The organism is Lentzea kristufekii (assembly GCF_033949925.1).
GTDB classification, from domain to species: Bacteria; Actinomycetota; Actinomycetes; order Mycobacteriales; family Pseudonocardiaceae; genus Lentzea; species Lentzea kristufekii.
The window spans coordinates 131,433-152,860 of the sequence record NZ_JAXAVV010000003.1 but is presented as its reverse complement, the minus strand read 5'-3'; the positions used below and the strand labels follow the sequence as shown (position 1 = coordinate 152,860).

The window sequence follows — 21,428 nt, the reverse complement described above, 5'->3', positions numbered from 1 at the left end:
TCCTGAGCAGCCGGAGGCCGCCGTGTTGTACCTGTACCTCGCCGCGGCGATCGTGGCGGAGGTCGCCGCCACCGTCTCGTTGAAGTTGTCCGAGGGCTTCACCAGACTCTGGCCGTCCGTGGTCGTCGTCGTCGGTTATGCCATCGCCTTCACCGTGCTTTCGCGCGCGTTGAAGTTGGGTATGCCCGTGGGCGTCGCATACGCCGTATGGTCCGCCATCGGCGTTGCCTCGGTCGCGATCATCGGTTGGAAGTTCCTCGGCGAAACCCTCAACCCCACGATGGTCATCGGACTGGTCCTGATCATCGGAGGCGTGGTGACGCTCGAACTCGGGAGGACGCACTGACCGCGACAGCGGAGTTGCAGAAGGTCGACGGCCGCAAGGCGCGCGGTGAGAAGAAGCGGCGCGCCATCGTCGAGGCCACCCTGCGCGTGATCGAACGCGACGGCGTCGCGGGCGTGACGCATCGCAGCGTCGCCCGTGAGGCGGGCGTGCCGACGACGGCACCCACCTACTACTTCGCGACACTCGACGACCTGCTGATCGCGACGCTGCTGTGGTCGGCGGAAGAGCTGTGCGACGACATGCTGAAGATCGTCGGGAGCGGCGGCAGCGCCCGCGAGATCGCGCGGAGCCTGGCGAAGGCGGTCAACGAGAACCGCTGCCGCACGCTCGCCGAGTACGAGCTGTACCTGCTGGCTGGCAGGCGTCCCGAGCTGAAGCCCGCCGCCCGCCGGTGGCTGGACCTGGCCGTGGAGGTGGTGCGGCCGGCGGATCCCGTCGCGTTCCGGGCGTTCCTCGCGGCCATCGACGGGCTGCTGATGCAGGGCCTGATCGCCGACGTTGCTCCGAACGAGGACGAGCTGGAGCCAATCGTGTCCTTCTTGATCCGCGGCCGCGACGATTTCACGGCCGCCCCGCGGGAAGAATGAGTTCATGAAGTTCGCGCGAGAGGTGTCCGGCATCAGCCACGGGGTGAGCCTGGGGCTGCTCGCCGCGCTTTACGTGCGCGACTCGCTGGCGTTGTCGGTCGACGTCGAGCCGCACGTGCCGGGCCTGGACCCGTCGTTGCCGGTGCAGGTGCCGCTGGGCACCGACCGCGCCGCGGTGACCGCCGAGTGGCCGGGCTGGTGGAACGACGCGCTGGACGCGTGCCGCCGCGGAGCCGAACCCCTGACCGCCGAGGACGCCGAGGCGTTGCTGACCCGCCCGGCCAGCCGTGCCGTGGTGGTCGCGCTGAAGCCGGGCATCGAGAAGTTGCACCAGGTGCAGAGCCCCGCCGCGTTGCCGATGGGTGACGTGCTGCGCGGCATCGAGTCGCGCATCGGCCGGTGGGCTCAGAGCGTCGAGCTGCACATCGCCGAGGTGCCGGTCGACGGCCTGCTGTGGGAGCGGATCGCGCCCGCGCACGTGCTGGCGTCGACGAGGTTCCTCAACGACCCGGCGCGCACGGCTCCCGCGTTGCGCGCGGTGCTCGAAGACCTGGTCTGAGAACCGGGTAGGGACAGCCCCACCCCCGCTCCGGGGGCTTGCAGCCGTGTAGCCGAGCGCCGCCACCTCTAGTTTTGTGCTCATGATGAGGACGGCGCTGGTGGCGTTGGTGGCGGGGGCGGTGCTCACAGTGTCGACCGGCTGTGGCATTCGCATCATGATGTACGAGTTCTCCGACGACCACGCCGTCGCGGAGAAGATCACGTCGGTGAAGGTCCGCAGCGACCAGGACTCCGGGGACGTGACGATCCGGTTCCAGGAGGGCCTGACCGAGGCGAAGATCCACCGCAGGGTCGAGCACGAGCGGGACAACAAGCCGTCGGGTGTCGCACACCGCGTCGAGGGCAACACGCTGGTGCTGGACGGCTGCGGCAGGGACTGCGAGATCAACTATGAGGTCCTGGTGCCGTCCGCGGCCACGACGGTGGTCGGTGACATCGGCTCGGGCGACGTGATCATCGAGGGGCTGGCCTCCGTCGAGTTCAAGACCGGCTCCGGCAGGATCACCACCCGCGACATCGCGGGAGACGTCAAGGTGAAGACCGGGTCCGGTGGCTTCGAGGGCACCAGGATCGGCGGCGCCGTCACGGCCGACATGGGGTCCGGCCGGATCGCGCTGGACGCGATCAAGGGCAAGGCGCTGCTCGACACCGGTTCCGGAGACATCGAGGGCACCTCGCTGGAGAACGAGGTGATCGCCAAGGCCGACTCCGGGGACATCGCCCTGACGTTGTCGGCGGCGAAGTCGGTGCGGGCCAACAGCGGGTCCGGCAGCGTCACAGTCCGAGTGCCGGGGGGCCCGTTCAAGATCACCGGATCGTCGGGCAGCGGTGAGCGTGCGATCCACGTCCCGACCGATCCGAGCGCATCGCTCGAACTCAGCCTGACCGCCAGCTCCGGGGACGTGCAGGTGTTCGCGGCTTGAGTCCGAGAGGCGCTGTGTCGAGGGCCACTCCACAAGGGGTGGCCCTCGGGGCGTTGTGAGGGAACAAGCAGACCTTGTCGGCCGTTGGGACAGTCAGAAAGCTTGAGTCGGGTAGGCTCAATGTTGGGTGAGATGGCAAACTTGAGCCAGCAACGCTCAACAAGTACTAGCGGAAGGAACTCCAATGGCGCGTGCAGTCGGCATCGACCTCGGGACGACCAACTCGGTCGTCGCAGTCCTCGAAGGCGGTGAGCCGACGGTCATCGCCAACTCGGAGGGCTCCAGGACGACCCCGTCCATCGTCGCGTTCGCCAAGAACGGCGAGGTCCTCGTGGGTCAGCCCGCGAAGAACCAGGCCGTCACCAACGTCGACCGCACCATCCGGTCGGTCAAGCGTCACGTCGGCACCAACTGGCAGACCGACGAGATCGACGGCAAGAAGTACACCTCGCAGGAGATCAGCGCGCGCGTGCTGATGAAGCTCAAGCGCGACGCCGAGGCGTACCTGGGCGAAGAGATCACCGACGCGGTCATCACCGTCCCCGCCTACTTCGAGGACGCGCAGCGCCAGGCCACCAAGGAGGCCGGCCAGATCGCGGGCCTCAACGTGCTCCGCATCGTCAACGAGCCGACCTCCGCCGCTCTGGCGTACGGCCTCGACAAGGGCGAGAAGGAGCAGACCATCCTGGTCTTCGACCTCGGTGGCGGCACGTTCGACGTCTCGCTGCTCGAGCTCGGTGACGGCGTCGTCGAGGTCCGCGCGACCTCCGGTGACAACCACCTCGGTGGCGACGACTGGGACCAGCGCGTCGTCGACTGGCTGGTCGACCGCTTCAAGCAGGCCAACGGCATCGACCTGACCAAGGACAAGATGGCCCTCCAGCGCATCCGCGAGGCTGCGGAGAAGGCCAAGATCGAGCTGTCGAGCTCCAGCAACGCCTCGATCAACCTGCCCTACATCACGGTCGACGCGGACAAGAACCCGCTGTTCCTCGACGAGACGCTGTCCCGCGCCGAGTTCCAGCGCATCACGAACGACCTGCTCGAGCGCACCCGCGCGCCGTTCAACAACGTGATCAAGGACGCCGGCGTCTCCGTCGGCGACATCGACCACGTCGTGCTCGTCGGTGGCTCGACCCGCATGCCCGCCGTCGCGGAGCTCGTGAAGGAGCTGACCGGCGGCCGCGAGCCCAACAAGGGCGTGAACCCGGACGAGGTCGTCGCCGTCGGCGCCGCCCTGCAGGCCGGTGTCCTCAAGGGCGAGGTCAAGGACGTCCTGCTGCTCGACGTCACCCCGCTGTCCCTCGGCATCGAGACCAAGGGCGGCATCATGACCAAGCTGATCGAGCGCAACACCACGATCCCGACGAAGCGTTCCGAGACCTTCACGACGGCGGACGACAACCAGCCGTCCGTGCAGATCCAGGTCTTCCAGGGTGAGCGCGAGATCGCGGCGCACAACAAGAAGCTCGGCATGTTCGAGCTGACCGGCCTGCCGCCCGCCCCGCGTGGCGTGCCGCAGATCGAGGTCACCTTCGACATCGACGCGAACGGCATCGTCCACGTGTCGGCGAAGGACCTCGGCACCGGCAAGGAGCAGTCGATGACGATCACCGGTGGCTCCGCGCTGCCGAAGGACGACATCGACCGCATGGTCAAGGACGCCGAGGCCCACGCGGAGGAGGACAAGCGCCGCCGCGAGGAGGCCGAGGTCCGCAACCAGGCCGAGACGCTCGTCTACCAGACGGAGAAGGTCGTCAAGGAGAACGACGACAAGCTCCCGGCCGAGATCAAGGACAAGGTCAACGCCGCGATCGCCGAGGCGAACGAGGCGCTCAAGGGCACCGACATCAACGCCATCAAGACGGCGGTCGAGAAGCTCGCGACCGAGTCCCAGGCCATCGGCCAGGCCATCTACGCCAACGCTCCGGGTGCCGCCGGTGCCGAGGCCCCCGGTGCCGACGCTCCGGGTGCCGCTGGTGCGGGCGCCGGTGCCAAGGCCGGCCAGGACGACGTCGTCGACGCCGAGATCGTGGACGAGGACGAGAAGAAGTGACCGAACCGAGGCACGCCGCCCCTGACGAGGAGCAGCCTCAGGTAGTCGTGAACGACCGGCGCCGGATCGACCCCGAAACGGGCGAGGTCCGGGCGCCGGCCCACGCTGCCGGCGAGGAAGGTGCTGCTCCGGACGAACCTCTGGTCGCCGAGGTCGTGGACGAGGTGGCCGCCGAGCTGAAGACCCAGCTCGACGAGCGCACCGCCGACCTGCAGCGGCTCACCGCCGAGTACGCGAACTACCGCAAGCGGGTGGAACGCGACCGGGAAGCGGTGATCAACAACGCGAAGGCGTCCGTCGCCTCCGAACTGCTCTCCGTGCTGGACGACATCGAGCGGGCCGCCGCGCACGGCGACCTGACCGGTGCCTTCAAGGCGGTGGCGGACAAGCTCGTGTCCGCGCTGCAGAAGACCGGCCTGGAGCCGTTCGCGCACGACGGCGAGGCGTTCGACCCGTCGGTGCACGAGGCCGTGCAGCACAGCACGTCCCCGGACGTCGAGGGCCCGACCGTCACGGCCGTTCTGCGTCGTGGCTACACGTTCGGCGACAAGCTCGTCCGGCCCGCGCTCGTCGCGGTGACCGACCACGAGCCCGCCGCACCGTCCGAAGAAGCCTAGGGAGGAGGAGCCGTCCGGTGAGTCAGAGGGACTGGATCGAGAAGGACTTCTACCGCGAGCTGGGCGTCTCCTCCGAGGCGACCGCGGACGAGATCAAGAAGTCGTACCGCAAGCTCGCCCGCGAGCTGCACCCCGACGCGAACCCCGGTGACGCCAAGGCCGAGGCCCGCTTCAAGGCGGTCTCCGAGGCCTACGGCATCCTGTCGGACCCGGCCAAGCGCAAGCAGTACGACGAAGCCCGTCGCCTGTTCGCGGGCGGCGGAGGGTTCCCCGGCTCCGGTGGCTTCGGCTCCGGCGGGTTCGACGTCAACGACCTGTTCGGCCGCGCCGCGCAGGGCACCGGTGGCGGTGGCCTCGGTGACCTGCTCGGCGGGCTGTTCAACCGGCGCGGCGGCGCGGCGGCGGGTTCGCCCACGCGTCCGCGCCGTGGCGAGGACGTCGAGACCGACGTCCGCATCGACTTCACCGAGGCGGTGAAGGGAGCGACGGTGCCGCTGCGCCTGTCGTCCCCCGCCGCCTGCACGACGTGCAACGGTTCCGGTGCCAAGCCGGGCACCACGCCGCACACCTGTGCGACGTGTTCGGGTTCCGGCCTCGTCACGCGGTCGCAGGGCGCGTTCGCGTTCAGCGAGCCGTGCCGCGACTGCCGCGGCACCGGCCGGATCATCGACGACCCGTGCCCCGAGTGCGGTGGCGACGGCGTCAGCACCCGCACCCGCACGCTGACCGTCCGAATCCCCGCGGGGGTCGCCGACGGCCAGCGGATCCGCCTTGCGGGACAGGGCGAACCGGGCCGCAACGGTGGGCCGAACGGTGATCTGTTCGTGCGTGTGCACGTCAACCCGCACGGCATCTTCGGCCGTCAGGGCAACGACCTGACGCTGACGGCGCCGATGACGTTCTCCGAGCTCGCGCTCGGAAGCACGTTGACCGTGCCCACGCTCGACGGCAAGGTTTCCTTGAAGGTGCCTGCCGGCACCGCCTCCGGGCGGGTGCTGCGGGCGCGGGGCAAGGGGATCACGAAGCGGGACGGGACCGCGGGCGATCTCCTGATCACCCTGGAGGTCGCGGTGCCGAACAACCTGTCGTCCGAGGCCCGCAAGGCGCTCGAGGCGTACGCGGACGCGACCAAGGACCACGACCCGCGCGGCGATCTGAACGCACTTCTTGAAGGGCGGTGAGTTCGGTGGGTTTTCCGTTCCCCCCGGGGACCGATGAGGACACGCCGTTCTTCGTGATCTCGGTGGCGGCCCAGCTGTCGGGCCTGCACGCCCAGACCCTCCGGTCCTACGACCGGATGGGCCTGGTCTCGCCGGGCCGCACGTCCGGCGGCGGCCGCCGCTACTCGATGCGCGACATCGTGCTGCTGCGCGAAGTCCAGCGCCTCTCGCAGGACGAGGGCGTGAACCTCGCCGGCATCAAGCGGATCATCGACCTGGAGAACCAGGTCGACGCCCTGCGGTCGCGGGTCGCCGAACTCCAGCAGGAGCTCGCACAGGCGATGGCGGCAGCGGACTCCGCGGCCGCCGCGGTGCACGCCTCCTACCGGCGGGACCTGGTCCCGATCCGGCAGGAGACCGCGCTCGTCGTGTGGAAACCCAAGCCGCGCAAGTGATCGAGCGTGTTTACGAGGTCTTCGCGACGCCGCGCCCGCGAGTGGTCGCCCACTGCGACCACTGCGTGGACGCGGCGAGCGTCGCGCCCTTCACCACCGTGCCGTTGCGCGAGCTGACTTCCGGCCAGGTCGAGAAGTTCTGGCTGAAGTCGGGCACGATCGGCGACGAGACCTTCGTGCGGTACCTGCTCCCGCGTGTGCTGGACCTGATCGCACTCGGCGAGCTCGAAGCGGACTTCTTCTGGCTGCGCCTGGCGGCCGAGGTCCACGCGAAGGGTGATCCGCAGGAGCGGTCGGCCTTGCAGGACTACTTCCTCGCCACGCCGATCGCGTTGGCGGGGCTGGTGCGGGAGGGGCCGGACCAAGGCCCGTTGGCCGAGTGGCTGCGCCAGCCGGAAATCCTTGCCGTGCTGGAAGAATCCGCACTGGCCGGACCGGATCCCGACGGCGTCCTGTCCGAAGCCCATTCGAAGCTCGAAGCTCAGCTCTCCTCGAAGTAGAACCCGGCCTCCAGGTCTTCCAGGACGCCGGGTTCCTTCGGTTCCCAGCCCAGCAACGCCTGCGTGCGCGCACCGGACGTGGGTGCGTCCCGCGAGACCATGAACGCGAGTGGGCCGAAGTGCTCCTGGGCGCGCTCCGCCGGAATGCTCTCGACGGGCACGTTCAGCTTCCGGCCGATGACCTCGGCGATCTCCCGCATCGTCACGGCCTCCTCCGCGACCGCGTGCAGCACCGAGCCGGCGGGGGCCTTCTCCGCGGCCAGCCGGTAGAGCCTCGCCGCGTCCAGCGTGTGCGTGGCCGACCAGCGGTTCGTGCCGTCGCCGGGGTAGCCGGAAACACCGGTGGCGCGGGCGGTCCTGACCAGGATCGGGATGAAACCCGCCGTGTCCAGTGCACTGTGGACGGTCGGGGGCAGCACGACGACCGAGCCCCGGACGGCCTGGGCGCCGATGATCAGGTTGCGTGCGGCGCCGCGCGGGCTCTCGCTCGAGACCCGCTCCTCCTCGGTGGCGGTGCGGCCCAGGCCCGAGTACGACAGCGTGCCGCCGGTGCCGATCAGCGGCTTGCCGGTGCCGGAGAGCTCGTCGAGGAACGCCTGGACGACGGCGAGGTCGGCGTCGGAGGCGCCCTGGTAGTCGCCCGCGTACATCTCGTCGTGCTTGAACGCCAGGTGGATCACCGCGTCCGCCTCGGCCGCCCCCTTGCGCAGACCGTCGAGGTCGTCCAGGTCGCCGAGCCGGACCGTGGCGCCCTGGGCGTCGAGCTTGGCAGCGGAGGCGTCGGAACGGGCCAAGCCGACGACCTGGTGTCCCGCTCGCAGCAGTTCCGGGACCAGTGCCGAGCCGACGTGGCCGCTGGCACCCGTGACGAAGACCTTCATGGCACTTCCTTCAAGTGATGGGACTTGGTCTCATCACCGTAGCAGAGTGATGGGACTTAGTCGCATCACTTAGGATGTGGGCCATGGGTCGATGGGAGCCGGACGCGCGGGAGCGGTTGGTGCGCGCCGCACTCGACCTGTTCAGCGAGCAGGGGTACGAGAACACCGCGGTCGCGCAGATCGCCGAGCGCGCGGGCCTCACGAAGAGCACGTTCTTCCGGCACTTCCGGGACAAGCGCGAGGTGCTCTTCGGTGGCCAGGACGTGCTGGCCGAGCTGATGACCGGCGCGATCTCCAGCGCCCCCGCGGAGGCGGGGGCGGTCGAGGCGGTCGAGGCGGCGCTGGTGGCGACGGCCGAGACGTTCACCGACGAACGCCGGGCGCACGGGCCGCAGCGGCTCGCGGTGATCGCGGGCAACGACGAGCTGCGCGAGCGGGCCGCGTTGAAGATGGTCGGGTTCGCCGTCGCGATGACCGATGCGTTGAAGCAGCGCGGTGTGCCGGAGCTGGAGGCCGCCGTGGCCGCGGAGCTGGGCGTGCTGGCCTTCAACCACGGCTACGAGCGCTGGCTGGAGACCGGCGGGGACTTCGCGGAAGTCGCCCGCCGGACGTTCAGCGACGTGCGTGCGGCCGTCGGCTCACTAGTGGCGTGACCCGGCCCGTTGGCGCCCGGCAACGTTCCGGGCCACACCACTAGTAGAGCGTCGCGGCTCAGTTGTGCTCCGCTGAGTCGGGCGGGCAGGGTACGAGGCGGTCTGGCCGCGCTCTCACGTTAGGTCGCCGCTGAGTTGGCGGTAGAAAAGTACTGGCGCAAGCGTTTGCCGATCACTCCAACTACCGCCAACTCTGCAGGTGGCAGCCACGAGAGCGCGATTTTCACGATCGAAGCGCGGCCACTGTCGGCATCACTCCCACCCGTCACCATCCAAAAGATGGCTGCGACGCTCTACTAGAGGGAGCCCAGTAGTTCCTCGACCTCGGCGGCGATGCGGTCCAGCGCCTGGTCGTTGTCGTGGGCGGCGATCGCGCGGTCCATCCAGTCCGCGATCAACGGCATCTGCTCGGGCCTGAGGCCGCGCGTCGTGATGCCCGGCGTGCCGAGCCGGATGCCGGACGGGTCGAACGGCTTGCGGGTGTCGAACGGGACGGCGTTGTAGTTCAGCTCGATGCCCGCGCGGTCGAGCGCCTGCGCGGCCGGCTTGCCGCCGATCAGCTTGGACGTCAGGTCGATCAGCACCAGGTGGTTGTCCGTGCCGCCCGACACCAGGTCGAACCCGCGCTCCAGCAACGCCTCCGCGAGCGCCTGCGCGTTCTTCACGATCATGTGCGCGTAGTCGCGGAACTCCGGCTGCGAGGCCTCCTTGAGCGCCACGGCGATGGCGGCCGTCGTGTGGTTGTGCGGGCCGCCCTGCAGACCGGGGAAGATCGCGCGGTCGATCGCCTTCGCGTGCGCGGCGTCGGTGAGGATCATGGCGCCACGCGGGCCCCTGAGCGTTTTGTGCGTGGTCGTGGTGATCACCGGCGCGTGCCCGACCGGCGACGGGTGCGCGCCACCGGCGACGAGCCCGGCGATGTGCGCGATGTCGGCGACCAGCAGCGCGTCGATCTCCCGCGCGATGTCCGCGAACGCCGGGAAGTCGATGGTGCGCGGGATCGCCGTGCCACCGCAGAAGATCACCTTCGGGCGTTCGGCGAGTGCGAGCGCACGGACCTCGTCCATGTCGACGCGGCCGGTGTCCTTGCGGACCTCGTACTGGACGCTGCGGAACCACTTGCCGGTGGCCGAGACGCTCCAGCCGTGCGTGAGGTGGCCGCCCATCGGCAGGGCCATGCCCATCACGGTGTCGCCCGGCTGCAGGAACGCCAGGTACACGGCGAGGTTCGCCGGGGAACCCGAGTACGGCTGGACGTTCGCGTGGTCGACGCCGAAGAGCGCCTTCGCGCGGTCCTGAGCCAGCAGCTCGACCTGGTCGATGACCTGCTGGCCCTCGTAGTACCGCTTGCCGGGGTAGCCCTCGGAGTACTTGTTCGTCAGCACCGAGCCCGTTGCCTCGAGCACGGCAGCCGAGACGTCGTTCTCGGACGCGATCATGCGCAGCTTGCGGGCCTGGCGGTGTTCCTCGGCCTGGATCAGGGTGGCGATCTCGGGATCGACTTCGCGCAGCACGGCATCACTCCGTGCCGGGCACCCAGGCGTTCGGTGCGCTCGGCCGTCGCTTCCCGGTGGTCACTTCCACCCTCGGCACGCCAGTCGCTTCGACGTGCCGAGTTTAGTCCAGCGTGAACGGGTCGTACTTGATCCGGTCGAGCGGCGTTCCGGCGACCAGCATGCGGGACACCGTCGATCTGATCATGGCCGGGCTGCCGCAGACCAGGACGTCGCGCTCTTCCCACGCGCCGTAGCGGGTGACCACGTCGGCGAGGCTGCCTTGCTCGACACCTCGGACGCCGGGGTCGGACTCCAGCACCGGCACGACCGTGAGCCACGGGTTCGTGGTCGCGATGCGCTGCAGGTTGTCCAGGTCGTAGAGGTCCTCGCGGGTGCGGCCGCCGTAGAACAGGTGCACGCGCGGGTTCTCGCCGTACTGCGCCATCTCGTCGATGATCGCGTGCATCGGCGCGACACCCGTGCCACCGGCCACCATCAGGATGTCCGTCCCGGCCGTGCGGTCGACCGAGAGACGTCCCATGGGCGGTCCGATGCGCCACGTGTCACCGGCCTGCGTGTGGCCGACCACCGAGCGGGACACCCAGCCGCCGTCGACGGACCGGATGTGGAACTCGATGACGCCGTCCTCGCGCGGTGCGTTCGCCGGCGAGTAGTACCGCCACAGGCGCTTGCGCTGCGGCGTCTCCACGCTGACGTACTGACCGGCCTTGTAGCTGACGGGGTGGTCCGGTTGCAGGCGCACGACGGCCAGGTCCCACGAGACGCGCTGGTGCTCCAGCACCGTCGCGTGCCAGTAGGCGGGGCCGTTGTCGGCGTCGGCCGCCTCCTGCATCGCCCTGGCCATGAGGGTGTAGGCCTCGGCCCACGCCATCTCGACCTTGGGCGTCCAGGCGGCGCCGGCGAACTTCTTCACCGCGGACAGCAGTGCGGTCCCGACCGCCTCGTAGTGGACGTTGATGACACCGAACTTCCGGTGGTCACGACCCAGCTGACGCAGGAAGGGGATGAGGTCGTCCGGGCGGTCGACCATCTGCACCACGTGCACGAGGGCGCGCAGCAGACGGCTGCGTTGCACCTCCATGTTCGCGGGGAACATCTCGCGTGTGGCAGGCGAGAGCGAGAAGAGCATTCCGTAGAAGAACTTCGCCACTTCTTCGGAATGCGGCTCCACCACCGCGAAGCTCTCCCGGATCATCCGCACCATCGCGGTGACACCAGGCGGGGGCTCTCGGTGGGGCGGGGTAGGGATGGGGCTCAGCACAGCGTTCGCAGTCATGGTCCGCGCGCAGTCTCCACGTTCTTCATCGTCGTTCTGGGTGGCGCCGGCAAGGCACCGTTCGTCCTCGTCAAGCATCCGTCCCCCGACAGGGTGGACAGTAACCCCTGATCGGGCCGTTTGACTCCTTGATGCCACCTTCGAGCGAAGCATGGTCACTCTAGGTGAGTAGTTGTTACCGCAACAGTGTGAATGTGAGGGTCCGTCTGTACCGGGTTGCGTGCTTGCGTGCTTGGGTTGGGCGCGTGTCCCTGCCTGAGCTGACTGAAACCACCTCACCCGACCGTGTCGAGCTCCCCGGCTCACGCGGCGAGCACTTCCTCCAATGTGCCCTGGAGACGTCCGACCGCGCCACGCGCTTCTACTCGGACCAGGTTCTCGATCACCTCAACCCCGCGATGGCCGAGTTCGTGGGCCGGATGGAGATGGCGTTCATCTCGACCGCTGATGCGGACGGGGAGTGCGACTCCTCGCTGCGCGCGGGGCCGGCCGGGTTTCTGCGGGTGATCGACTCGCGGACCCTCGTCTACCCCGAGTACCGGGGGAACGGGGTGATGGCCTCCCTCGGGAACATCATGGAGAACCCGCACGTCGGGATGCTGATGGTCGACTTCGCCGACGATCTGATCGGGCTGCACGTGAACGGGCGGGCTCGGATCGCTCCGCTCGAGGAGTTCGCCGTTGAGGGGGAGGCGGAGAGTGGTCCTGGGGGGAAGAAGGTCGAGCGGTGGGTGGTGGTCGACGTGCAGGAGGCCTACATCCACTGCCGCAAGCACATCCCGCGGATGGTGCCGGTCGACCGCGTCCGGAACTGGGGCACCGATGACGTCAAGAGCAAGGGCGGCGACTTTTTCGGGGTCAAGGCGGACAGGATGAGCGACGCGAAAGACTGAGCTGCTGCTCGCGGCCCCCGTCCTCCGTGCCTTCGCACGGGGTGGCGGGGGCTGTTTCATGAGGTCGGCGAGACCGCGGCTCGAGTGCCCGGCGCGACGCTCGGGTGTGACCCATCAGCCACCGAATTAGTTGGCCTAGCTAACTATCTCCAGATATAGTTGTATGACATCAACTAATCACTGGAGGTGTGCCGGTTTGACTCGGCCCTCGTCGCATCGGGAGATCCTCGAAGCACTGTCCGGCATCTGGGTGGCGTTGCTGGTCGCGATCCTCAGCTCCACCATCGTTTCGAACGCTCTCCCGACGATCCTCGCCGAGCTCAAGGGCACGCAGACCCAGTACACGTGGGTCATCACGGCGATGCTGCTCGCGTCCACGGCCAGTACGCCGTTGTGGGGCAAGCTCGCTGATCTTTTCGACAAGAAGAAGTTGTTGCAGGCGGCGATCGTGTTGTTCGTCGTCGGCTCGGTGCTGTCCGGGTTCAGTCAGAACATGGAGCAGCTCATCTCGTTCCGGGTCGTGCAGGGGCTCGGCATGGGTGGGGTGCAGGCGCTGGGGCAGGTTGTCGTCGGTGCGCTGCTCAGTCCGCGGGAGCGTGGGCGGTACAGCGGGTACACCGGGATGGTGATCTCCGCCGCGACCGTTGGGGGGCCGTTGGTCGGTGGGTTCCTCGTCGACTGGCCCGGGTGGCGGTGGTGTTTCTTCGTCTGCGTGCCGTTGGCGCTGGTGGCGTTGGCCGTGTTGCACAAGACGCTGCACCTGCCGGTCAAGAAGCAGCGCGTGAAGATCGACTACCTCGGTGCCACGCTGATCACCGGTGGGGTCAGCCTGGTGCTGATGTGGGTGTCGTTCGCGGGTAAGGACTTCGCCTGGATCAGCGGGGAGAGCGCGCTGTTCGTCGGTGGGGCGCTGCTGGCGATCGTCGGGGCCTACTTCGTGGAGCGGCGGGCCAGTGCGCCTGTCATCCCGTTGCACCTGTTCAAGAACCGGACCGTGGTGCTCGCGATGCTCGGTGGTGTCGCGGTCGGTACGGCGATGTTCGGGGCCTCGGTGTTCATGGGGCAGTACTTCCAGATCGCGCGTGGGTTCTCGCCCACCAAGGCCGGGCTGTTGACGGTGCCGTTGGTGCTCGGGCTGAGCATCTCGTCCACGGTCAGCGGGCAGTTGATCGCCAGGAGCGGGAAGTGGAAGAGCTACCTGGTGTGGGGGTCGTTCTCGCTGGTCGTCGGGCTGGCTTTGCTCGGGACGATCGACCACCGGACCAACCTGGTGCTGATGGGTGCCTACCTGGCGCTCGTTGGTGTCGGGGTGGGGCTGACCATGCAGAACCTCGTGCTCGCCGTGCAGAACGGGGTCGGGATGGCCGATCTCGGGGCGGCCAGTTCCACGGCCACGTTCCTGCGGTCGCTGGGCGGGACGGCCGGCGTCTCGGTGCTCGGGGCGGTGCTGGCCGCCTCCGTGAGCACCAAGACGCTCGACCCCGGCTCCCTCTCCCCCGTGGTGCGGGACTCCTACGGCGACGCGATGGGTGAGTTGTTCCTCATCGCCGCTGGGCTCGCGGTGTTCACGGTCATCGCGGTCCTGCTGATCAAGGAGCAGCCGCTGCGGGACTCGGTGGAGGACGAAATTGTCACTCCAACGGGTTCTGGTGCACAGACGGTCGCCACTGAAATCGGTTCACCTGTGGATACTGACCAGCGGGTTGTGGACAACTCGGCATCCGCTGTGGACAAGCTGTTGGTGCTTTCGAGTGACAGCGATCAGGAGGTTGCGGCGCGTTCGGCTGCGCTGCGTTCAACGCAGAACTCGTTGCCCTCCGGGTCGCGCATCGTGACCCAGCCGGTGCCGTCCGGCCTGCGCTGATCGTCGAAGATCGTCGCGCCGATGCCGACGAGGCGTTCCACCTCCTCGTCGCGGGTGCCGTCGGTCGGCTGCAGGTCGAGGTGCAGGCGGTTCTTGAGCTCCTTGTCCTCGGGGACGTTGATGAACAGGTAGCGGATGCCGCTCGGCAGGTGGATCAGGCACTCCGGGTCGCCGGGGTTGTCCTCCGGGTCGAGCGGCAGGTCCAGGACCTGGCCCCACCACGACGCGATGCCGTAGGAGTCCCGCGCGTCGACCGTGATGTTGTGGATGATTGAGGTCATGGCGGTGATCTTCGCCCAACCCGTGCGAACGGCGGCCTGAATTTCGGGTCGGACGTGTGATCTGAGCCGAGTTCAAGGTTGAGCGGAACACACTCAACTTTTCTGACGTTGTGCGGGATGATGGTCCATGCTTGAGGCTGACCACGAGGTGGAGGAATGGACGCTTTCAACCCGACGACCAAGACGCAGCAGGCCGTGTCCGCGGCGGTGCAGGCCGCGACGCTGAACGGGAACCCGGACGTGGGTTCCGTGCACCTGCTCAGTGCACTGCTGGCGCAGACGGACGGGTTGACCGCGCCGTTGCTGTCGGCGGTGGGTGCCGACCCGGCGCAGGTGCGCAAGGAGCTGGAGCAGCTCTCCCGCTCGTTGCCCAGCGCTTCCGGCTCGACCGTGTCCGCCCCGCAGTTCTCGCGCGACGCCGTGCGGGTGATCGGCAAGGCTCAGGAGCTCGCCACCGAGATGGGTGACGAGTACGTGTCCACCGAGCACCTGCTCGTCGGGCTGGCGCAGCACGGTGGCCAGGTGGCCGACCTGCTGCGGCGGCACGGTGCGACGCCCGACGCGCTGACCGACGCCTTCGCGAAGGTGCGCGGGTCGGCGCGGGTGACGTCGGCCGATCCCGAGGGCACCTACAAGGCGCTGGAGAAGTACGGCGTCGACCTGACCGAACGTGCGCGCAAGGGCGAGCTCGACCCCGTGATCGGCCGTGACGCCGAGATCCGCCGGGTCGTGCAGGTGCTGTCGCGGCGCACCAAGAACAACCCGGTGCTGATCGGCGAGCCCGGTGTCGGCAAGACGGCGATCGTCGAGGGCCTGGCGCAGCGCGTCGTGGCCGGCGACGTGCCGGAGTCGTTGCGCGGCAAGAAGGTCGTCGCCCTGGACCTCGGCTCGATGGTCGCGGGCGCCAAGTACCGCGGTGAGTTCGAGGAGCGGCTCAAGGCCGTGCTGAAGGAGATCACCGACTCGGCCGGGCAGGTCATCACGTTCATCGACGAGCTGCACACGATCGTCGGTGCCGGCGCGACCGGTGAGTCGGCGATGGACGCCGGCAACATGATCAAACCGATGCTCGCCCGCGGTGAGCTGCGCATGGTCGGTGCCACGACCCTGGACGAGTACCGCGAGCACATCGAGAAGGACGCCGCTCTGGAACGCCGCTTCCAGCAGGTGCTGGTCGGCGAACCCTCGGTCGAGGACACGGTCGGCATCCTGCGCGGGCTCAAGGAGCGCTACGAGGTGCACCACGGCGTGCGCATCACGGACGCCGCCCTCGTCGCCGCCTCGACGCTGTCCGACCGCTACATCACCGCGCGCTTCCTGCCGGACAAGGCCATCGACCTCGTCGACGAGGCCGCGTCCCGGCTGCGCATGGAGATCGACTCGCGGCCCGTCGAGATCGACACCGTCGAACGTGCCGTGCGGCGCCTCGAGATCGAGGAGATGGCGCTGGCCAAGGAGTCCGACCCGGCGTCGATCGAACGGCTGCACGCCCTGCGCGCCGAGCTCGCGGAGAAGCGCGAGGAGCTGTCGGCGCTGACGGCCAGGTGGCAGAACGAGAAGAGCTCCATCGACCGCGTGCGCGGCCTGAAGGAGCAGCTGGAGTCGTTGCGCGGCGAGTCCGAACGGGCCGAGCGCGACGGCGACCTCGGTCGTGCCGCCGAGCTCCGCTACGGCCGGATCCCCCAGCTGGAGAAGGAACTGTCCGTCGCCGCGGAATCCACACAGGACGCCGCGATGCTGAAGGAGGAGGTCGGCCCCGACGACGTCGCGGACGTGGTGTCGGCGTGGACCGGCATCCCGGCCGGCCGCCTGCTGGAGGGCGAGACCGCCAAGCTGCTGCGGATGGAGGACGAGCTCGCCCGCCGGGTCGTCGGCCAGGCCGAGGCCGTGCGGGTCGTGTCGGACGCGGTGCGCAGGACGCGCGCCGGAGTCGCCGACCCGGACCGCCCGACCGGCTCGTTCCTGTTCCTCGGTCCCACCGGCGTCGGCAAGACCGAGCTGGCGAAGGCGCTGGCGGCGTTCCTGTTCGACGACGAGCGGGCGATGATCCGCATCGACATGAGCGAGTACTCCGAGAAGCACTCGGTGGCCCGCCTGGTCGGCGCGCCTCCCGGGTACGTCGGCTACGACCAGGGCGGTCAGCTGACCGAGTCGGTCCGCCGCCGCCCGTACTCGGTCGTGCTGCTCGACGAGGTCGAGAAGGCGCACCCGGACGTGTTCGACGTGCTGCTGCAGGTCCTGGACGACGGCCGCCTGACCGACGGTCAGGGCCGCACGGTCGACTTCCGCAACACGATCCTGGTGCTCACCTCGAACCTGGGCTCGCAGACCATCGTGAACCCGTCGCTGACCGAGCTGGAACGCAAGGACGCCGTGATGGCCGTGGTGCAGCGGCACTTCAAGCCGGAGTTCCTGAACCGGCTGGACGACGTCGTGGTGTTCCACGCGCTCGCCACCGAGGAACTGACTTCCATTGTGGACATCCAGATCGCCCGCCTGGCGGACCGGCTCGCGGCTCGCCGCCTGACGCTGGAGGTCACGCCGTCGGCGCGCGACTGGCTGGCCCTGAACGGCTTCGACGCGATCTACGGGGCCCGGCCGCTGCGGCGGCTGGTGCAGTCGGCGATCGGTGACCAGCTCGCGAAGGAGCTGCTGGCCGGCGAGGTGCGGGACGGCGACAAGGTGCGGGTCGACGTGCTGGACGACAACTCGGGGTTGATCGTGGGCCGCGAGGTCTGAGCTCGTCCGCAGCTGCGGGAGGGGGATCCGAGCGGGTCCCCCTTCTGCGTGTTTCCGCACCCGTCAGCGGCTTTCGATCGTCAACCCACCCGACATCACCGCGCGGATGTGGTCACCCGTGAGCAGGTCGTGCGGGTAGCCCAGGTCGATCGCACTCACGTCGTCGAGCCTCGCTGTCTGCTCGTCGGTCAGCTCGACCTCCAGGGCGGCGAGGTTGCCCAGCAGCTGTTCCGGTGTGCGGGCGCCGACGACGGGTGCCGTCACACCGGGCCTGCGCAGGTTCCACGCCAGCGCGACCTGGGCCGGCGTGCGATCCACTTCGGAGGCCACCTCCCGCACGACGTCCGCGATGCCGAGCGTGCGGGAGGTGACCATGCCCAGGCCCTCGTTGAAGCTCCTGCGGTTGCTGCCGGGCTCGGGTTCGGGGGCGGAGTACTTGCCGGACAGCACGCCGCCGCCCAGCGGTGAGTAGGGGGACACGCCCAGCCCCAGGGTCCGCGCCATCGGGATCAGGTCACGCTCTCCGCCCCGGTTGATGAGGCTGTACTCGATCTGCAGTGCGACCAGCGGTGACCAGCCGCGCAGGTCGGCGACCGCCTGCATGCGGGAGATCTCCCAGGCCGGGGTGTTGGACATCCCCACGTGCAGGACCTTGCCCTGCCGGACCAGGTCGTCCAGGCCGCGCAGGACTTCCTCGAACGGTGTCAGCACGTCCCAGACGTGCACGTACAGCAGGTCCGCGTGGTCCGTGCCCAACCGGCGCAGGCTGTTCTCCACGGACGCGAACAGGTTCTTGCGGTGGGAACCCCCGGAGTTCGGGTCGCCCGGCGTGCGCAGGGTCGAGTACTTCGTCGCCAGCACCAGGCTCTCGCGCCGGTCGTGGATGAGCTCGCCCAGCAAGTCTTCGGAGCCGCCGTAGGAGGCCGCGGTGTCGATGAAGTTGCCGCCGCGCTCGACGTAGATCTCGAACAACTTGCGGGCGTCGTCCTGTGCGGAACCCCAGCCCCACTCGTTGCCGAAGGTCGCCGTGCCCAGGGCCAGCGGTGAGATCCGCAGCCCGGAGCGGCCCAGCAGCCGGTAGGTGTCGAGCGACATGGTGTTTCTCCCGTGATCGTGGTGTGGCACCAGCCTGTGCTCACCGGGAGCAGGGAGTAAGGGAGGAGATTTCCTGGGAACACGAGTCCTACCCGGACTGTTGAACGGGCCATGCTCACCAGCGCCGTGGACGTGACGCAGGAGTTGGCCGCGTTCCTGAGGAGCAGGAGGGAACGGCTGGATCCGCAGGACTTCGGCCTGCCGTCGCGCAGGCGGCGGACTCCGGGGCTGCGCCGCGAAGAGGTCGCCGAACTGGCCGGGGTCAGCGTCGACTACGTCGTGCGGTTGGAGCAGGCTCGCGGGCTGCGGCCCTCGGCGGACGTGGTGGAGGCACTGGCCGGTGCGCTGCGCCTGACCCGCGACGAACGCGCCTACCTCTTCGGACTCGCCCGGCGGCGGCCCCGTGCCGAGGACCAAGCCGCCACCGAGGCGGCGCCGTCACTGGTCCAGTTGGTCGCCGACCTGTCGCCGAGGCCGGCCATGGTGATGAACCACCGCTTCGACCTCCTCGCGTGGAACAGCGAGATGACGAAGGTGCTCCTGGACTTCGACACGCTGCCGCCGCCCCGGCGAAACGCGATCTGGTTGTGCCTGCTGCACCCGGAGATCCGTGAGCTCTACGTCGACCGCGACCGCGTCGTGCGGGACGGCGTCGCCCACCTGCGCGCCGCGTGGGCCGCGCATCCGGAGGACGGGGTGCTGGCCGGCCTCATCGCCGAGTGCGCCACCGGCGACGAGCAGTTCGCCCGGCTGTGGGACTCGCAGGACGTCAGGCTCAACGGCCGCGGGGAAAAGGTCGTGCGGCATCCGCGGGCCGGTGAGATCGCCCTGCGGTTCGAGACGCTCACACCCCTCCAGAATCCGGACCAACTGCTGGTGATCTACCGCGCGGCGGACGTCGCGAGCCAGGTGGCGATGGACGGGTTGCGATAGCTCCTCGACCGGTGGAAAGGCACGCGCAGGTCACGACGCGCGGAAGTGATCTTCGTTCCTCGCCTCCGACCCACTAGGCTCTGGCTGTGGGCATACCGGCGTGGGTCTGGTTCACCGTCGCCGCGGTGGCGGGCGTGGCGGGGTTCGCCCTGCTCGCGACCGACCGGGCGCAACGAACCGCGCGTAATCGTGAACGGCGCCGTTGGGCTGCTCTGAGGGGCTGGCAGTTCGAGGAGACAGACCACGTGCTGCCGACCCGGTGGGAAGCCGGGGCCATCGCGTACTACGGCACGGGTCTCGCCCGTGACGTCGTGGCGGGCTCCACCTTCACCGCGGACGGCCGCAGGCAGGTCTACGTGCTCGATCACGAGACAGGCGGCAAGGTCAACTCGGTGCTGGTCGGCGTGCGCTGCCGCAGGGCGCTGTCGGTGGTGATCGAGCTGTGGCTGTCGACGGTCCCGTTCCAGCGCGACAACGACAAGATGCCGATGCCCGACCTGCTCGGGCCGGTGGGGTCGCGGTACGCGTTCGTCACGGACGTGCCGGCGGCTCGCAAGATCATCACTCCGGACCTGATCGACGCCGCCGAGGAGATCGGGGGCGACGTCACGGTCGTCTGGATGGAGAACGACTGGGTGCTGGCCGCCGCGCCGCCGAACTCGTCGCCCGCACGCCTCGAACGGCTGCTGCGCGACGTCGGTGAGCTCGCGGACGTCATCGACCCGTTCGACCCGGACCCGTCCGAGCGCGAGGAGCCGGTGGCCGAAGAGGACGAGGGCGGCGAGGTCTACCGCCCGTCGTTCGGCCGCAAGCAGCCCTGACGAAAACCTTCACCTAAGCCGCTGCCGAACACTCGGCAGCGGCTTTTTCATCGCCCGTGCACGCCTGAATCATGTGACTTTCGGTGATCAACAGTTTTATGTACCGCCTGTCGTGCCGCCTCGACCAGGGCTATTCCAGACCGCATCCAAAGTCATGTGAGCTACATCACACTTCGCTCCGTGTAAAACATTGGCACGCGATTCAGATACTCCGTGCAGCAAGTCCGTCGTGTCCCCGAACCCCCGGAGGGAAGCACGATGTACGGAGGAAAGATTGTCCCGCCCGCAGCCGTGGCAGGTACGGCGTCCGTCGTGACGCTGGCCAACACGGGTGCGTCTGTTGGTTGGCTGCTGTTCGGCGGTGTGGCGCTGGTCGTTTCCGGCCTCGCCCTGCGCCTGTTCGTGCTCCGTCGTCCGGCGAAGCACGAAGCGTGATCATCGGCGGCCTTCGGCCCCGGCGACTTTCCGACTACCGTTCGGTGGCATGCCAACCGCACTGGTGACCGGATCGACCGTCGGGATCGGGGCCGCCTTCGCCCGCAGGCTCGCGGCCGAGGGATACGACCTCGTGCTGGTCGCGCGCACCGCGTCCGCACTCGAAGAACTCGCGAAGCAGCTGCACGACCGCCACGGCGTCAACGTGGACGTCCTGCCGGCCGACCTCAGCGACCACGACGACCGCCTCAAGGTCGAGCAGCGGCTGGCCGAGTCGGCCGTCGACCTGCTGGTCAACAACGCGGGCTTCGCGAACACCGGCGAGTTCTTCGCCGCGGACATCGACAAGCTGCAGGCCCAGCTCGACGTCAACGTCACCACGGTGCTGCGACTGTCCAGGGCCGCCATCCCCGCGATGATCGCGCGCGGCAAGGGCGACGTGATCAACGTGTCCAGTGTCGCCAGCTTCCTGCCCGGCCGCGGTACGAGCTACAGCGCCGACAAGGCGTGGGTGACAACGTTCTCCGAGGGCATGTCGCTCGCGGCGGAGGGCACCGGCGTGCGGATCATGGCGCTCGCCCCCGGTTTCGTGCGGACCGAGTTCCACAAGCGCGCGAAGATCGACATGTCGAAGACGCCGAACTGGCTCTACGTCGACGCCGACAAGCTCGTCCACGAGGCGCTGCGCGACCTGCGCCGGGGCAAGCCGCTGTCGATCCCCGGGCTGCAGTACAAGGCCATCGTGACCATCACGAGGCTGCTGCCGCGCCCGCTCGTGCGCAAGATGGCGTCGCGGTTCGCCGGTGGCCGCGGCCGCACCTGATCGGAACCGTTC

Annotated in this window: 22 protein-coding genes and 1 riboswitch; of the genes, 17 read left to right on the top strand and 5 right to left on the bottom strand. The window is 68.8% G+C overall.

All coding sequences use genetic code 11. The features are described 5' to 3' along the window. Positions 1-22: 22 nt before the first annotated feature. From SK571_RS07590 to SK571_RS07550, 9 genes are all read left to right on the top strand, one after another. Positions 23-346: a DMT family transporter gene (locus SK571_RS07590; RefSeq protein ID WP_258946500.1), complete on the top strand. Its 324-nt coding sequence runs from the start codon at positions 23-25 to the stop codon at positions 344-346. 14 nt (positions 347-360) lie between these two features. After that, on the top strand, positions 361-933 hold the full coding sequence (locus tag SK571_RS07585) for a TetR/AcrR family transcriptional regulator (protein WP_319983306.1): 573 nt from the start codon (positions 361-363) through the stop codon (positions 931-933). A gap of 4 nt (positions 934-937) precedes the next feature. Further along, complete coding sequence (locus SK571_RS07580; RefSeq protein WP_319983305.1) at positions 938-1,492, top strand: hypothetical protein; 555 nt, start codon at positions 938-940, stop codon at positions 1,490-1,492. A gap of 82 nt (positions 1,493-1,574) precedes the next feature. Further along, positions 1,575-2,417, top strand: coding sequence for a DUF4097 family beta strand repeat-containing protein (locus tag SK571_RS07575; RefSeq protein ID WP_319983304.1), 843 nt, complete (start codon positions 1,575-1,577; stop codon positions 2,415-2,417). 184 nt (positions 2,418-2,601) lie between these two features. After that, positions 2,602-4,473: a molecular chaperone DnaK gene (gene dnaK / locus SK571_RS07570; protein WP_266035976.1), complete on the top strand. Its 1,872-nt coding sequence runs from the start codon at positions 2,602-2,604 to the stop codon at positions 4,471-4,473. Continuing rightward, the gene (gene grpE / locus SK571_RS07565) at positions 4,470-5,090 is read left to right on the top strand and encodes a nucleotide exchange factor GrpE (RefSeq protein ID WP_319983303.1); all 621 of its coding nucleotides are present in this window, start codon (positions 4,470-4,472) and stop codon (positions 5,088-5,090) included. The genes dnaK and grpE overlap by 4 nt, the downstream gene beginning before the upstream one ends. A 17-nt stretch (positions 5,091-5,107) precedes the next feature. Further along, positions 5,108-6,271 (top strand): molecular chaperone DnaJ, encoded by a 1,164-nt coding sequence (gene dnaJ, locus SK571_RS07560; protein WP_319983302.1) that lies wholly within the window; start codon positions 5,108-5,110, stop codon positions 6,269-6,271. A gap of 5 nt (positions 6,272-6,276) precedes the next feature. Then, the gene (locus SK571_RS07555; protein WP_266035970.1) at positions 6,277-6,705 is read left to right on the top strand and encodes a heat shock protein transcriptional repressor HspR; all 429 of its coding nucleotides are present in this window, start codon (positions 6,277-6,279) and stop codon (positions 6,703-6,705) included. After that, positions 6,702-7,205, top strand: coding sequence for a hypothetical protein (locus SK571_RS07550; RefSeq protein ID WP_319983301.1), 504 nt, complete (start codon positions 6,702-6,704; stop codon positions 7,203-7,205). The genes SK571_RS07555 and SK571_RS07550 overlap by 4 nt, the downstream gene beginning before the upstream one ends. Here SK571_RS07550 and SK571_RS07545 read toward each other — a convergent pair. Then, positions 7,187-8,086, bottom strand: a complete 900-nt coding sequence (locus SK571_RS07545) for an SDR family oxidoreductase (RefSeq protein WP_319983300.1) — start codon at positions 8,084-8,086, stop codon at positions 7,187-7,189. The two genes, SK571_RS07550 and SK571_RS07545, sit on opposite strands and share 19 nt — an antisense overlap. A gap of 83 nt (positions 8,087-8,169) precedes the next feature. Here SK571_RS07545 and SK571_RS07540 point away from each other — a divergent pair, with 83 nt between their 5' ends. After that, a complete protein-coding gene (locus SK571_RS07540; protein WP_319983299.1) occupies positions 8,170-8,739 on the top strand; it encodes a TetR/AcrR family transcriptional regulator in 570 nt (189 codons plus the stop codon). 296 nt (positions 8,740-9,035) lie between these two features. Here SK571_RS07540 and SK571_RS07535 read toward each other — a convergent pair whose 3' ends face one another. Together SK571_RS07535 and SK571_RS07530 are read right to left on the bottom strand one after the other, a co-directional pair. Continuing rightward, positions 9,036-10,253: a serine hydroxymethyltransferase gene (locus SK571_RS07535; RefSeq protein WP_319983298.1), complete on the bottom strand. Its 1,218-nt coding sequence runs from the start codon at positions 10,251-10,253 to the stop codon at positions 9,036-9,038. Between the two features lie 13 nt (positions 10,254-10,266). Then, a riboswitch (ZMP/ZTP riboswitch) is annotated at positions 10,267-10,351 on the bottom strand. A gap of 5 nt (positions 10,352-10,356) precedes the next feature. Beyond that, a complete protein-coding gene (locus tag SK571_RS07530) occupies positions 10,357-11,460 on the bottom strand; it encodes an FAD-binding oxidoreductase (RefSeq protein WP_266035960.1) in 1,104 nt (367 codons plus the stop codon). A gap of 317 nt (positions 11,461-11,777) precedes the next feature. Between SK571_RS07530 and SK571_RS07525 the strand changes: the two genes are divergently transcribed. Both SK571_RS07525 and SK571_RS07520 read left to right on the top strand, forming a co-directional pair. After that, positions 11,778-12,425 carry a pyridoxamine 5'-phosphate oxidase family protein gene (locus tag SK571_RS07525; RefSeq protein ID WP_319983297.1) on the top strand — a complete coding sequence of 216 codons (648 nt, stop codon included), beginning with the start codon at positions 11,778-11,780 and terminating at the stop codon, positions 12,423-12,425. A gap of 163 nt (positions 12,426-12,588) precedes the next feature. Beyond that, positions 12,589-14,289 (top strand): MDR family MFS transporter, encoded by a 1,701-nt coding sequence (locus SK571_RS07520; RefSeq protein WP_319983296.1) that lies wholly within the window; start codon positions 12,589-12,591, stop codon positions 14,287-14,289. Here the strand turns inward: SK571_RS07520 and SK571_RS07515 are convergent. After that, positions 14,187-14,570 carry a VOC family protein gene (locus SK571_RS07515; protein ID WP_319983295.1) on the bottom strand — a complete coding sequence of 128 codons (384 nt, stop codon included), beginning with the start codon at positions 14,568-14,570 and terminating at the stop codon, positions 14,187-14,189. The genes SK571_RS07520 and SK571_RS07515 overlap by 103 nt on opposite strands. A gap of 156 nt (positions 14,571-14,726) precedes the next feature. Between SK571_RS07515 and clpB the strand changes: the two genes are divergently transcribed. Beyond that, positions 14,727-17,309, top strand: a complete 2,583-nt coding sequence (clpB, locus tag SK571_RS07510) for an ATP-dependent chaperone ClpB (RefSeq protein WP_319983294.1) — start codon at positions 14,727-14,729, stop codon at positions 17,307-17,309. 63 nt (positions 17,310-17,372) lie between these two features. Here the strand turns inward: clpB and SK571_RS07505 are convergent, their stop codons facing one another. After that, positions 17,373-18,404 carry an aldo/keto reductase gene (locus tag SK571_RS07505; protein WP_319983293.1) on the bottom strand — a complete coding sequence of 344 codons (1,032 nt, stop codon included), beginning with the start codon at positions 18,402-18,404 and terminating at the stop codon, positions 17,373-17,375. Between the two features lie 111 nt (positions 18,405-18,515). Here SK571_RS07505 and SK571_RS07500 point away from each other — a divergent pair, with 111 nt between their 5' ends. The 4 genes from SK571_RS07500 to SK571_RS07485 all read left to right on the top strand — a co-directional run bounded on the left by SK571_RS07500 (position 18,516) and on the right by SK571_RS07485 (position 21,416). Beyond that, positions 18,516-19,337 carry a helix-turn-helix transcriptional regulator gene (locus tag SK571_RS07500; RefSeq protein ID WP_319983292.1) on the top strand — a complete coding sequence of 274 codons (822 nt, stop codon included), beginning with the start codon at positions 18,516-18,518 and terminating at the stop codon, positions 19,335-19,337. Positions 19,338-19,423: 86 nt separating this feature from the next. Then, on the top strand, positions 19,424-20,158 hold the full coding sequence (locus tag SK571_RS07495; RefSeq protein ID WP_319983291.1) for a type III secretion system chaperone family protein: 735 nt from the start codon (positions 19,424-19,426) through the stop codon (positions 20,156-20,158). Positions 20,159-20,470: 312 nt separating this feature from the next. Continuing rightward, positions 20,471-20,593 (top strand): LPXTG cell wall anchor domain-containing protein, encoded by a 123-nt coding sequence (locus SK571_RS07490; RefSeq protein WP_319983290.1) that lies wholly within the window; start codon positions 20,471-20,473, stop codon positions 20,591-20,593. 49 nt (positions 20,594-20,642) lie between these two features. Continuing rightward, positions 20,643-21,416 (top strand): SDR family NAD(P)-dependent oxidoreductase, encoded by a 774-nt coding sequence (locus SK571_RS07485; protein ID WP_319983289.1) that lies wholly within the window; start codon positions 20,643-20,645, stop codon positions 21,414-21,416. Positions 21,417-21,428 lie beyond the last annotated feature (12 nt).

What these genes read in the sequence shown, in the direction of transcription:
- SK571_RS07580 (WP_319983305.1), top strand. Translation starts at nt 938, where the DNA reads ATGAAGTTCGCGCGAGAGGTGTCCGGCATCAGCCACGGGGTGAGCCTG.
- SK571_RS07575 (WP_319983304.1), top strand. Translation starts at nt 1,575, where the DNA reads ATGATGAGGACGGCGCTGGTGGCGTTGGTGGCGGGGGCGGTGCTCACA.
- dnaK (WP_266035976.1), top strand. Translation starts at nt 2,602, where the DNA reads ATGGCGCGTGCAGTCGGCATCGACCTCGGGACGACCAACTCGGTCGTC.
- SK571_RS07545 (WP_319983300.1), bottom strand. Translation starts at nt 8,086, where the DNA reads ATGAAGGTCTTCGTCACGGGTGCCAGCGGCCACGTCGGCTCGGCACTG.
- SK571_RS07540 (WP_319983299.1), top strand. Translation starts at nt 8,170, where the DNA reads ATGGGTCGATGGGAGCCGGACGCGCGGGAGCGGTTGGTGCGCGCCGCA.
- SK571_RS07530 (WP_266035960.1), bottom strand. Translation starts at nt 11,460, where the DNA reads ATGGTGCGGATGATCCGGGAGAGCTTCGCGGTGGTGGAGCCGCATTCC.
- SK571_RS07520 (WP_319983296.1), top strand. Translation starts at nt 12,589, where the DNA reads ATGACATCAACTAATCACTGGAGGTGTGCCGGTTTGACTCGGCCCTCG.
- SK571_RS07515 (WP_319983295.1), bottom strand. Translation starts at nt 14,570, where the DNA reads ATGACCTCAATCATCCACAACATCACGGTCGACGCGCGGGACTCCTAC.
- clpB (WP_319983294.1), top strand. Translation starts at nt 14,727, where the DNA reads ATGGACGCTTTCAACCCGACGACCAAGACGCAGCAGGCCGTGTCCGCG.
- SK571_RS07505 (WP_319983293.1), bottom strand. Translation starts at nt 18,404, where the DNA reads ATGTCGCTCGACACCTACCGGCTGCTGGGCCGCTCCGGGCTGCGGATC.
- SK571_RS07500 (WP_319983292.1), top strand. Translation starts at nt 18,516, where the DNA reads ATGCTCACCAGCGCCGTGGACGTGACGCAGGAGTTGGCCGCGTTCCTG.
- SK571_RS07485 (WP_319983289.1), top strand. Translation starts at nt 20,643, where the DNA reads ATGCCAACCGCACTGGTGACCGGATCGACCGTCGGGATCGGGGCCGCC.